Source organism: Serratia sp. SCBI, assembly GCF_000747565.1.
GTDB classification, from domain to species: Bacteria; Pseudomonadota; Gammaproteobacteria; order Enterobacterales; family Enterobacteriaceae; genus Serratia; species Serratia ureilytica.
Window position 1 is genome coordinate 4,315,474 of record NZ_CP003424.1, and the last position, 12,519, is coordinate 4,327,992.

Annotated in this window: 7 protein-coding genes and 2 pseudogenes; all 9 read left to right on the forward strand. The window is 55.3% G+C overall.

Features of this window, described 5'->3' with window-relative positions:
• Positions 1-3 precede the first annotated feature (3 nt).
• Positions 4-1,659, forward strand: coding sequence for a GMC family oxidoreductase (locus SERRSCBI_RS20175; protein WP_033651316.1), 1,656 nt, complete (start codon positions 4-6; stop codon positions 1,657-1,659).
• Positions 1,656-3,074, forward strand: a complete 1,419-nt coding sequence (locus tag SERRSCBI_RS20180; RefSeq protein ID WP_042785377.1) for a cytochrome c — start codon at positions 1,656-1,658, stop codon at positions 3,072-3,074. The genes SERRSCBI_RS20175 and SERRSCBI_RS20180 overlap by 4 nt, the downstream gene beginning before the upstream one ends.
• 421 nt (positions 3,075-3,495) lie before the next feature.
• A pseudogene (locus SERRSCBI_RS20185) lies at positions 3,496-4,510 on the forward strand (lactonase family protein).
• A 1,024-nt stretch (positions 4,511-5,534) separates the two neighbouring features.
• The gene (locus SERRSCBI_RS20190) at positions 5,535-6,830 is read left to right on the forward strand and encodes a lysine N(6)-hydroxylase/L-ornithine N(5)-oxygenase family protein (RefSeq protein ID WP_042785378.1); all 1,296 of its coding nucleotides are present in this window, start codon (positions 5,535-5,537) and stop codon (positions 6,828-6,830) included.
• 50 nt (positions 6,831-6,880) lie between these two features.
• Complete coding sequence (locus SERRSCBI_RS20195) at positions 6,881-7,765, forward strand: ATP-grasp fold amidoligase family protein (protein WP_033651313.1); 885 nt, start codon at positions 6,881-6,883, stop codon at positions 7,763-7,765.
• 615 nt (positions 7,766-8,380) lie between these two features.
• Positions 8,381-9,295 carry an alpha/beta hydrolase gene (locus tag SERRSCBI_RS20200; RefSeq protein ID WP_042785379.1) on the forward strand — a complete coding sequence of 305 codons (915 nt, stop codon included), beginning with the start codon at positions 8,381-8,383 and terminating at the stop codon, positions 9,293-9,295.
• A 415-nt stretch (positions 9,296-9,710) separates the two neighbouring features.
• Positions 9,711-10,121, forward strand: a complete 411-nt coding sequence (locus tag SERRSCBI_RS20205; protein ID WP_019453029.1) for a GNAT family N-acetyltransferase — start codon at positions 9,711-9,713, stop codon at positions 10,119-10,121.
• Between the two features lie 27 nt (positions 10,122-10,148).
• Positions 10,149-10,833 (forward strand): annotated as a pseudogene (locus SERRSCBI_RS24585) (helix-turn-helix transcriptional regulator); the annotation flags it as partial.
• 27 nt (positions 10,834-10,860) lie between these two features.
• Positions 10,861-12,162 carry a cytosine permease gene (locus SERRSCBI_RS20210; RefSeq protein ID WP_033644921.1) on the forward strand — a complete coding sequence of 434 codons (1,302 nt, stop codon included), beginning with the start codon at positions 10,861-10,863 and terminating at the stop codon, positions 12,160-12,162.
• Positions 12,163-12,519: the final 357 nt, after the last annotated feature.

Consider the following 12,519-nt stretch of genomic DNA (forward strand, 5'->3'; position numbering starts at 1 on the left):
ATCATGAAAAAACCGGTATTCACGGCTGATGGCGATGCCTCGGCCGATATTGTCATCGTCGGCTCGGGGATCGTCGGCGGCATGATGGCGGACCAGTTGGCCGGCCAAGGCTATTCCGTGCTGGTATTGGAGGCGGGCCTGCGTATCGATCGCGCGCAGGCCGTCGAAAACTGGCGCAATATGCCGTTTGATAACCGTGCGGGCTCCGATTTTCAAGGCTTGTACCCGCAATCAGCCTACGCCACCGCGCCGCTCTATTTTCCGCCAAACGATTATGTCGCGTTAAGTGGCCCAAGCGCGGACAGCTTTAAGCAGGGCTATTTACGCACCGTGGGCGGCACAACCTGGCACTGGGCGGCCTCCTGCTGGCGCCATCTGCCAAACGATTTCAAAATGAAAACGCTGTACGGGGTTGGCCGCGACTGGCCCATCGCCTATGACGATCTCGAGCCCTACTACTGCCGCGCGGAGGAGGCGATTGGCGTCGCCGGCCCAAACGATCCGGCCAAACAATCGCCTTCAGCGCGCAGCAAGCCTTATCCCATGGATATGGTGCCCTGGGCCCACGGAGATACGCGCTTCGCCGAAGTGGTCAACCCGCACGGTTACCGCTCCGTACCGATCCCCCAAGGGCGCAGCACGCGACCATGGCAGGGGCGGCCCACCTGCTGCGGCAACAATAACTGCCAACCTATCTGCCCGATTGGCGCCATGTATAACGGCATCCATCACATCGAACGCGCCGAAATGAAAGGAGCGCTCGTGCTGGCGGAAGCGGTGGCGTACAAAATCGATACCGATGGGCAAAATCAGGTTACCGCCGTGCATTGGCTGGACAACCAAAAGCGGTCGCACAAAGCCAGCGCCAGCGCGTTCGTCCTGGCATGCAATGGCATCGAAACCCCGCGCCTGCTGTTGATGGCCGCCAATGCGCAAAACCCGAATGGGATCGCCAACAGCTCCGATCAGGTTGGCCGCAATATGATGGATCACTCCGGCTTTCACTGCACCTTCCTGGCGAAAGAGCCGCTGTGGCCTGGACGCGGCCCGGCGCAGAGCAGCTGTTTGGTCGGCCCGCGCGATGGGGATTTCCGCAAGCATTACTCAGCCAACAAGATGATCCTCAATAACATCAACCGCGTTTTGCCGGCTACGCGTCAGGCCCTGGCGCAGGGCCTGGTGGGGAAAGCGCTGGATGACGAGATCCGCCGCCGCGCGGCGCACGGCGTCGATTTGTCCATCAGTCTGGAACCGCTGCCCGATCCCAATAACCGTCTGACGTTGAGCGCAACGCGCAAAGACGCCCACGGTTTGCCTTGCCCGGACATTTACTATGACGTGGGGGACTATGTGCGAAAAGGGGCTGAAGCGGCGCACCGGCAGCTCAAGCATATTGGCCAATTGTTTGATGCCGATGAATTCACCATCACCACCAGCCTGAATGCCAATAATCACATTATGGGCGGCACCATCATGGGCAACGATGAGAAAAATTCCGTGGTGAACGGCGATTGCCGTGCGCACGATCATCCGAACCTGTGGCTGCCCGGCGGTGGCGCCATCCCTTCAGCCAGCGTGGTGAACAGCACGCTGACGATGGCGGCCCTGGGCCTTAAAGCGGCGGACGACATTGCCCGCAAACTGGCGGTGAAATCATGAGAAAACCTGCAAGGATAGCCTGGCTGGCGCTGCTCCTCGCGGCGGGCGGCGGCTCGGCGTTCGCCGCCGACGAAGGACCGTATTTCAGCGCCGAGCTGATTGAAAAAGGCGAGCGGCTCGCGGTGGCGGCGGACTGCCAGGCCTGCCACACCCAAACGGGAGGCGGCGAGCGATTTGCCGGCGGTTACAGCATCGCCACGCCGGTAGGCGTGATTTACACCACCAACATCACCCCCGACCAGGAAACCGGCATTGGCCGCTACAGCGAAGCGCAATTCGCCCGCGCCGTGCGTGAAGGCATTCGCGCGGATGGCACCCCGCTGTACCCGGCAATGCCTTATACGTCATACGTCAAATTGAACGACGAGGACATTCACGCGCTGTACGCCTACTTTATGAACGGCGTCGCCCCCGTCGTTCAGCACAACAGGCGAACCGAACTGCCCTTCCCCTTTAACCTGCGCTTTATCATGCCGGCCTGGAACAGTTTGTTTCTGGAAGAGGGGCATTTCAGCGCCGACAGCAGCGAAGATGCGCAATGGAACCGCGGCGCCTACCTGGTCAACGGCCCTGGACACTGCGATACCTGCCATACGCCGCGCAACGTGTTACTGGCTGAATACAGCGGGCAACCGCTTTCCGGCGCCATGGTCGGCAGTTGGTATGCGCCCAATATTACTTCCGACCCGATCAGCGGCATTGGCGGATGGAGCCAGGCTGAGCTAATCCAGTATTTGAAAACCGGGCGCGTGGCGGGAAAAAACCAGGCGGCGGGGGGCATGGCGGAAGCGATAGAAAACAGCCTGCAATATTTGTCGGACGACGATCTGGCCGCGATTGCCGCTTACCTGAAAAACAGTCCGCCGATCAGAGATCGACGCGATACGCGGCCGGCAGACAGCTTTGGCAAGCCGTTCAACGTTGAACCCGAGCTGCGCGGCGCGCATCCGCCGACCGCCAACGAGACGGTGATTGACGGCGTCGCCTTGTTCAGCGGCAACTGCGCCAGCTGCCACCAACCCGACGGCAGCGGCAGTCAAAACCAGGCCTATCCATCGCTGTTCAACAACACGGCGACGGGCTCGCGCAATCCCTCCAATCTGATCTCGGCCATTTTGTTCGGCGTCGAGCGCCGCGTCGGGGATCAACATATCCTGATGCCGAATTTCGGCCCGCAATCCTATGTCAATCCCTTGAACGACCAACAGATTGCGGCGATCGGCAACTATGTCTTGCAACATTACGGCAACCCCGCGGCGCACGTCACCGCCGAAGACGTTGCGATCCTCAGACGAGGGGGCCCGGCGCCCTTGCTGGCCGAGATGCAGCCCTATATGGCACCGGGGTTGGGCGGCGGCGCGCTGGCGCTACTGGCCGCCATCGCGTGGCGGGTGCGCAAACGCCGCGGCGCGTGATTCACGCCAATTAAAGCTCCCTACGCTGGCGGCCGCAGGGAGCTTGTCTGCCGGCGCGCAAGGCTCTGATGCCATACGCCAATGATGTGCTAAAAATAGGCCCCGCCGGCGTTTTGCACTATTTTGGTTATGTCTGCCTGTTCATTCTGGGCGGTGCCTCGCTACGACGATAAACCCTGTACACCGTTCGCCTCGGTCACAAAACACAGTCAATCACGCCAGGAGCCCGACCATGAAAAACGCAACGTTCCCCAGCATCGCCAAGTTTTCCTTTCTGTCTTTATTATTGCCGGCCTGGATCACCCAGGCCGCTCCCCCGCAGCCGCAGCCGGGCAGCACCGCGCAAATCGTTTTGATTGGCACCTGGACAGGGGAAAGAGACGGCGATCGGGTTCAGCCGCCCGTTTATCCCAGCCAGGGGATGTATCGGTTGGCGCTCAACGAAGACGGCAGCCTGCTGCCATTGAATCGCATAAAAATGGACAGCCCTTCCTGGATAGTTCTGAGCAAAAATCGCCAATTTGCCTATACCACCAATGAAACTCAGCAAGGCCAAATCAGCACGCTCAGGCTCGGCAAAGGCGGCGACCCGCAACGCATCAGCGGCATCGACTCGCAGGGACAAGAGCCGACGCATGCCGCCATCAGTCCAGACGGGCGCTACTTATTGGCCGCCAATTACTCCAACGCCCCCGGGCATGCCAGCGTCATCGTGGCCCCCATTCTCCAGAACGGTGAACTCGGCGAGGTGCTGCAGCGCTTTCCCTTCACCAAGGGCTCAGAGGCCGTTGCCGAACGGCAAGCCAGCGCCCATATTCACTCCGTCAACTTCACCCCCGACGGGCGCATGATGTACGCCGCCGATTTGGGCGGCGACATCATTCATGCCTTCTTCTACGACGCGGCAAATAAGGCCGCGCCGTTCAGGCTCGCGCCGGATTACGATTTGTCGTTTCCACCGGGCACCGGCCCGCGACATATGATCTTTTCCGCAAATGGCAGATTCGCCTACGTGATCAGCGAAATGTCGGCGAATATTTTTGCCTACCAGATTAATAACGATCGGTTGGAGAACATCCAGACATTAGCGCTGACGGAAAGCGCCCGCGCGGATGCAAAGGGCGGCGGCGGGCTGGCGTTTTCCCCTGACGGAAAATACCTCTATGCGAGCAATCGCCAAAAAAACCAACGAAATCGTGGGTTATAAAATTAACCCGGAGAATGGCAAACTCACGCTGATTGGCCGCACGCTTTCCGGCGGAATCGAACCGCGCGCTTTCGCCTTCGATAAAAGCGGAAAGTTTCTGCTAATCGCCAATGTGTTTAGTAATAACGTTACCGTATTACAACGCGATCTGGATACCGGCGAATTATATGGCAACGGCGTAAGCGTCCAGATAGGTACGCCAACTGACGTTAAATTTATCCACGAGTAAATTATTGCTGCGGCAATCCGTTTGTCGCAGCGCCAACATCGATTCTCTTGCCCACGAGCGCCATACTTTACCCCATTCCCATGGCGTTTAACGTTCAGGTAATGAGAATCATCATCAGCGGCAAAGGAATTATAAAAGAGAAGCGCCAAAACAATTCAAACCGGGTTGATATCATGGCGGCTACATTCAGGCAAGTTCCGGCGGCACACGGATATCCTTGCACGTCACGCCGTCGCTGAACCTAAACGAACCTAAACGTCAAACTGTCGGCCAATCGGTTTTTAATTGGCGCTTTTCCAACGTCAACAGGCGCCTCTGTATATAACATGAACATTCACTCATTGAAATTAATGCATATAGGGATAATTTCCCGCCATACAGGCCCGCAAACAACAAAACTGGGCGCATTGGCCGGTGTGAAAGCGGATCCCCCCATGCCGCCCAGACGCAATAGCTCTCGCATCCAAAAGATAATAACACGTTGAATACAATGATAAAAATACCATCAAAACGGCCTAATTTCATAATTTCACTTTAATTTCATCTTTTCAAAAAGCGCTCAACGCCTAATATCATGTTATTTCACCTTCCCAGAATCCCTTTTAACGCTATTCTAAGCAGCGAATACCTGATTCAAGAAACACAAGCCGAACGCAGAACGGCGTATACACGTTAACAGTCAATAGTCGATGCCAATCCCATGCGGCTTATCCTCTTTGCGGAGTGTCGTTTACATGGAATGATGAACGCGGTTTCTAAGATTATTGCTTAAGAATATTAATTAAACACATACGCAAACTTTCGCAGGGACTTTCATGGAAAGAAATACACCCGTAGCCTTTACCTGATGTGCTACCGAATTCTAAACGGGCATTTAAAAATGACGCATTTTTAACCCGCATATCTTTTAATTATTTTTAATTCATGTCGTTTACTTATAAGAAAAAGGCAGCCTGGTTGCTATAAGCCAACCCCTTTGCAGCCGTATTTCTGGGTATTATTCTCATTATACTGGAGCTTATTAATGAATCAGCGTTTCGATATCATCGGTATTGGCCTTGGCCCGTCGAATCTTAGCCTGGCGGCCTTAGGGAGCGAAATCGAGGGATTTACGGGGCAATTCCTTGAGCGCAAACCTCATTTCTCCTGGCACCCGGGCATGATTTTGGCTGACTGCAACATGCAAACCAACTTTTTAAAGGATTTGGTGAGCGCGGTTGCCCCAACCAATCCCTACAGCTTTCTCAACTATCTGGTAAAAAACCGAAAATTCTACCGTTTCCTGACGACCGAACAGCGTACCGCATCGCGTGAAGAGTTCGCCGATTACCTCACCTGGGCCGCAAGCGGGATGGGATCGTTGGCGTTCAATCAAGACGTTCAGCGAGTCGAGTTTGACGATCGGCAACGCCAGTTCGTGGTGACCACCTCACGGGAGGTCTTCCACGCCAGACACGTAAGTATCGGTATTGGCAAGAAAATAAAGTTACCTGATTGCGTGACGGCGCAAAACGATCGCTGTTTCCACGCCAGCGAAATGATGCTGCGCAACCCTAATCTGGCAGGCAAACGCGTGGCGATCGTCGGCGGCGGCCAGAGCGGCGCCGATCTGTTCCTGAATATTTTTAAAGGGGAATGGGGGCAGCCGGAACAACTCGACTGGATATCGCGGCGCAACAATTACAACGCGCTTGATGAGGCGGCCTTTGCCAATGAATATTTCACGCCAGATTACGTCGAGAGTTTCTACTCACTGGACAGCGCGGCCAAGCGGCATATGCTGGCCGAACAAAAGATGACCTCAGACGGCATCACCAGCGAGTCGCTGCTGGCCATCTATCGCGCCATGTACCACCGCTTCGACGTACTGCGCGAGAAATTATGGGTGCGCCTGCTGCCCAGCCGTTCGCTGACGGCCGTAAAACACACGCTGGATAACGCCTACCAACTCGAAACGCGTCATCATCTCGATCACGGCGAGGAAATCTTCAAGGCGGACGTGGTGATCTTTGCTACCGGTTATCAATCGGCGACGCCTGAGTTCCTTGCGCCTCTGGCCCACCGACTGTTGACCACGGCGGACGGCGAGTACCGCATAGCCCCGGACTTTACCTTTGAGTGGGAAGGCCCGGCGGAGAACTGCTTATTTGCGATGAACGCCAGTATGCATAATCACGGCATTGCCGATCCTCAGCTGAGCCTGATGGCGTGGCGTTCGGCCCGCATTCTTAATCGGGCGTTAGACCACCAGCCATTTGATTTGGGAACAACGCCGACAGCCATTCAATGGCGCAGTGAAGGCGCGCCACCCGCGTTTTAAATACAAGAACGTCTTAATCATTGTCACTATGCTTTGATGGAATTACGTATATGAAAAGACAAATAAACAAGTTCATTATGAATCAGTTGGCCGTATTGGCCCCCGAATTCAAGGCCAGGTTGATCTACAAAAGAGCATTTGGCAAACCGCTGAACTTGCAGGCGCCATCGACCTGGAATGAAAAAATCAATCACCTTAAGTTGAATGACTACAGTAAAAATGCCTTAGTCACTCAATGCGCAGATAAATATGCGGTTAGAGAGTACATCAAGGCAAAAGGATGTGAAGAGATCCTAAATGAGCTGTACTTTGCCTGTGATTCGGTACAGGAGATCCCATGGGAAACGCTGCCTGAGAAATTTGTCATCAAGGGGAATCACGGCTCAGGATATAATTTAATTTGCCAGAATAAACAATCGTTGAACATTAAAAGCGCCTCCCAGCTGATCGATGGCTGGATGAAAGACGATTACTGGAAAACCTATGTAGAACTCAACTACAAAGGGATACAAAAAAAGATCATTGGAGAAAAGTATATCGAATCGGCCAATGGTCACGGGCCTGAAGACTATAAAATTTATTGTTTTCGCGGTGTGCCTTACTGCACCTTGCTGTGCGTCGGCAGGGATACCGGGACGCCGAAATATTACTTCTTCGACAAAGATTTCAAGTTCCTTTGCTATAGCGAGGACTGCCTGGCGTTGAGCCAGGAGGAGATAGACGCCTTCGTGAAACCGGAGGGATACGATGAGCTGTTTGAGTATGCCGCTCGCTTGTCGGCGCCCTTCGAGTTCGTGCGCGTTGATTTCTACATCTCTCAGGGCCAAATCATTTTCGGTGAGCTGACCTTTACCCCCTCGGCCGGGCTGGATACGGATATTCTGCCACCGACCGATGTTTTGCTTGGCAAGATGCTGACGCTGCAACAGCACTGATTATCATCAACAAAAGGCGGCGCAATTCCCCTGCGTATCCATCAAACAGGAGATACCGGCCGGCGTTTTCGCAGGCCGCCCGCCGGTATCTCACTGTGGGGCGGCGGGCCGGCACCGCCCCGCCACCTGCGCTTTATCCACAGCGGAGTGGCTTGCACCGCCAACGGGAACGTTCCCCTTTGGGCGACATAACCCCTTGAAAAACAATGGCATTAGAACATTAATAAGAATCGTTTACATATTTATAATAAAATGTTCTATATGTATAGGAAGCTATAATATAAGATACCGGAAAGTTTCCCTGGTGTTGTTGTGTGTCTTTGCCCTATTTTATAGGGCTTTTTTTTCGCTAACACCCATTGATGATTGAGTGTTTTTGCGCCCATCAGCAGATTATCCCCTCCCAAAAAACATAATCATTTCTAATTAATCGTAACCCTTCTTATTCCTGACTTGCCAATAATAACAATGAGTTGCTATTAACCCTGCGAAGCATCAGGCAGCCACCGCCTGATCCCGGCCGCACTTCGCCACTGAAATACCCGCCCGAAGGAGAGGTTTTTACTGGGCGCGTACCGATGCTAATATCGGCCTTTTTCGAGGACGCTGCCCCGCATGTTATTGTCTCACCGGCATTTTATCTGCACGCTTCTGGCGCTCGCCATCGGCTTTTGGTTGCCGACTGCCGTGCAGGCCAGGCCCGATCTGGAACGCAGGATCGGCGTGACCGTCGCCGATAGCGACTCTGCGGATTACCGCTTCAGCGATCTGCGCTTCACCTCCGCCGATGGTCAACGGCGTTACCGCGTCCGTATCGCCCAGCCGCGTCGGGCGCCTGCGCCTGACGGCTATCCGACGATTTATTTCCTCGACGGCAATGCGGTGCTGATGGAGCTGAACGCCAGCTTACTGGCCAGATTGGCGACGGCGAAGCGGCCACCGGTGCTGGTGATGATCGGCTATGACAACGATCTGCGCATTGATGCCGCCGGCCGCGCCTACGACTATACGCTGCCTCTGCCGACGGGCATGACGAAACCGCCGCAGGCGGGCGGGGGCGCGGAGGCCTTCCTGCAATTGATTGAAACGCGGATCAAACCGGCGATCGCCGCCAAACTGGCGGTCGATCAGCAGCGGCAAACGCTATGGGGCCATTCCTACGGCGGGCTCTTCGTTCTGCATACGTTATTCGCCCATCCCGCCGCCTTCCAGCATTATATCGCCGTGGAACCCTCGCTGTGGTGGGGCAACGGCATGATCCTGCAAGAGGCGCAGCAGTGGGCGGAACGGCATCCGACGCCGGCGGCAAGGCTGCAGTTGTGGGTGGGTCTGGCGGAGCGCGAGCGCGCGGCCCCGCCCGGCGTGAAGAGCCCTGCACTGCCGGCGAACGCGGCGCAAATGCTGGCGGAACGCCTGGCAAAGCTCGACGGTCTTACCGTCGGCTATCGGGAGTGGCCCGACTTGGGACACGGCGCCATGCTGGGTGCCACCATCGAGCCGGCACTGAGCAGCGTGGCATATGAAGACTAAAGGAGGGTATCGACCGCATTTTCATCGGCGGCTCATATCTTCTGATAAGAAGAGCGTTTAATATCTGAGACAGCGCGCAGTCATCGCGGAACGGATGCGCAAAAACAAAGTGGCTCCCCCGTCGGCAAGTTAGCTTGCTCTATCCGGTGGAGCCGTACAGTACTGCAGTTTTCCCGGTGGGGCCCTGGTGAGGCGCAAGTAGGAAAAGATGGTGTTGGCAGGGCATTTCAGCGTTTTAATACTGCCTGTTTCGCTATTTTCTTCACCCTGTGATGCTTACTATAAGCGCCCGCCTGCACGGCGGAAAAGGGTGAAAACCACCCTTGAAATACATTAATAAAAGTGATAATAGAAGCGGTTGGGGCGAAAGCGTCTAGTTCAGATTTGAATAATTAAATCAGGGAATTATATTAAAATGAATATTAATATCACCGACAAACCCAACCCGCAGGATGAAGAGTTCGTTATCGACAGCCTCTGGGCGCACAACCATAAAACCCAGCCCGTAGACATTCACCCGCTGTTCCTGACCGTCACCGACGACAACCAGCAGATCGTCGGCGGTCTGGTCGCACGTACCTGGTGGGGCGGCCTGGAAGTACAGTATCTTTGGGTCGGCGATCAATGCCGCAAAAGCGGTTACGGTCGCCAACTGATGCAGCTGGCCGAAGAAGAAGCCCGCAAGCGCGGTTGCCATATGGCCTACGTCGATACCTTCGATTTCCAGGCCAGAGGCTTCTACGAAAAACTGGGCTACCGGGTCTATGGCGAGCTGGGTGACTATGCGCATCGCCATACCCGCCATTACCTGGCTAAAAGCCTGTAACGCGGCCTGAGCGGCGCAGAGGTGGGTATGGGTTCATCGCATAAAAAATAATGAATCTTATTTCAAGGGCCTCATCACCATGATGGAGCACCTGAGCGAGCCCTGGGGCATCAAAGACCAGCTGTCCCGCCACCTCTATATGAACCGCGCCGCTTATCTCTATACCAATACGCCGCTGAATTTCGACGTCGCCGGAAAATATGACCACGAATTCCCCGCCGACTGGGCCGATTCCGCCGCCGACTTTATCGAGCATGACAAGATGACCGAAGCAGCGCGCGATCGGGTCACGGTCATCGAGACGCACTACTGGTATGGCAAAGACAGCCTGACGCCGTTTATCAGCGAAAAGCTGCCGGTCTACAACGATGACAAACAGGTGATCGGCGTGATCTGGAACGCCAAGCCGATGAACAGCCTGTCGCCGCTGAAATACATCAATCAGCAAAAACCCAGCATCTTGACCACCGAAGTTAACAACGAGCTGTTCACCCGCGCCGAGCTCGATGTCATTTTCCTTATGCTGCAGCGATTTACGGTGAAAGAGATCGCCAAAATCTATAACGTCAGCAATAAGACCATCGAAAACCGCATTTATAATATTTACCAGAAGGCCAACGTGCATACTCAGCAACAGTTTGAGGAGTATTGCAAATACGCCAACCTGGATAACTACATTCCCGATCGCCTGATAACCAAGGGCATTCAGTTTTATTTGAACCGCAAGGAAGATCTCACCGTGATAAAGATCGAAGATTATCCGCTCACCCGGGTGCCGCAGGATAAAAGAGTCTCGTTTTTAAGCGTGGCCATCGTGCATATGGGCATGCTGACCGCACTGGACCAGTTCATGCTCGGCGCCGTGCTCGGCAACTCCATGACGCTGATTGACGCCTTCACCGCCATTTTCGTCGGCAGCCTGATCTTCGGCGTGGTGACCTATGGGCTTGGGATGGCGGGCATGCGCGAAGGGATTTCCGGCAGCCTGCTGGCGCGCTGGTGCGGCTTTGGCCGCCTGGGCTCGGTGCTGATCGGCGTGGTCGTGGCCGTCAGCCTGCTGGGTTGGTTCGGCATTCAAAACGCCATTTTCGCCAAGTCGCTCGATTTCGCGCTCGGCAATAAGCTGGGCTTTGGCCTGGCCGCCGGGCTCTCGGGCACGCTGTTGACCATCCTGGTGGCATTCGGCTTCAAGGCGTTGCGCATCGCCGCCCGTATCGCGGTGCCGATGTTCATTATGCTGGTGGCCTATATTTCAGTGACCGCGCTTTCCGGCCATAACCTGCAGGAGATCATCCAGCTGGCGCCGCCGGGTGAACCATTGACCATCAGCGCCGGCATCACCATCGTCGTCGGCGGCGCCATCGTGGCCAGCCTGATGACGCCCGATCTGACCCGTTACTCCAAAAACGGCAAACACGTGCTCGGCGTTACGATCTTCACCATCGTCGCCGGCGAGTTCGTGGTGAATGGCCTGGCTATCCTGATCGCCAAAACCCTGGGCACCGCGGATGTGGTCACCATCATGTCGCAAGCGGCCGGCGGCGCCGGTTTGCTGGTGGTGGTGTTTTCCACCCTGCGCGTCAACGATCTCAACCTGTACTCCTCTTCGCTGGGCATCGTCAACGCGGTGGAAGGCATCACCGGCAAAAAGCTGAAGTACACCTACACCACGTTGGCGATCGGTATTCTGGGCACCACGCTGTCGGTGCTGGGCATTCTCGACCGCTTCGTCGACTTCCTGACGGTGCTTGGCGTGGTCTTCCCGCCCATTATCGGCATCATGTTGGTGGACTATTACCTGCTGCGCAGCCACCGCAAAATCCTGGACGAGAGCCGCCGTACGGGCCAGTTGCCGAACGAAACCCCAACCATCGGCTGGGCGGCGATCGTCGCCAGCATCGCCGGCGGCGCCGTTGGCCTGGCGACCGAATGGGGCGTACCGACCATCAACTCACTGGTGGCCGCCAGCCTGCTGTATTGGGTGCTCAAGCTGGCCTTCAGTCGGGCGCAAAAACCCCTGGCCTCGCAGAAGTCGCTCTGATTTTCGCACAGGCGTTAACGCACTCCTCCGATGACGGGGGAGTGTTTTATTGCTCGCAAAGTGCGGAGTTCAGCGCAAAGGAATAGGCCGATCGCGCAGACAAACGGCCGTGGTGATGAGGGTCCCTGGTGTCGGTAGCAAGCTATCCATTATGCTCAGAGTGCGGGAACATCCCCCTCTGAGCTTTTTATTATAAAAGTCGTTAGCTTCAGTGTTTTGATCGTAAAGAAAAACTTCAGCTTGCATGAACAGTAGCCCATGAAATCGCCTTTGGTCAACATAAAAGTGAACATAAAATTGGCTTTTGTGTTCACTTTTCCATAAGCAAAAGCTAATCAATTGATTTGCACAGCTTTA

What these genes read in the sequence shown, in the direction of transcription:
- SERRSCBI_RS20175 (WP_033651316.1), top strand. Translation starts at nt 4, where the DNA reads ATGAAAAAACCGGTATTCACGGCTGATGGCGATGCCTCGGCCGATATT.
- SERRSCBI_RS20180 (WP_042785377.1), top strand. Translation starts at nt 1,656, where the DNA reads ATGAGAAAACCTGCAAGGATAGCCTGGCTGGCGCTGCTCCTCGCGGCG.
- SERRSCBI_RS20190 (WP_042785378.1), top strand. Translation starts at nt 5,535, where the DNA reads ATGAATCAGCGTTTCGATATCATCGGTATTGGCCTTGGCCCGTCGAAT.
- SERRSCBI_RS20195 (WP_033651313.1), top strand. Translation starts at nt 6,881, where the DNA reads ATGAAAAGACAAATAAACAAGTTCATTATGAATCAGTTGGCCGTATTG.
- SERRSCBI_RS20200 (WP_042785379.1), top strand. Translation starts at nt 8,381, where the DNA reads ATGTTATTGTCTCACCGGCATTTTATCTGCACGCTTCTGGCGCTCGCC.
- SERRSCBI_RS20205 (WP_019453029.1), top strand. Translation starts at nt 9,711, where the DNA reads ATGAATATTAATATCACCGACAAACCCAACCCGCAGGATGAAGAGTTC.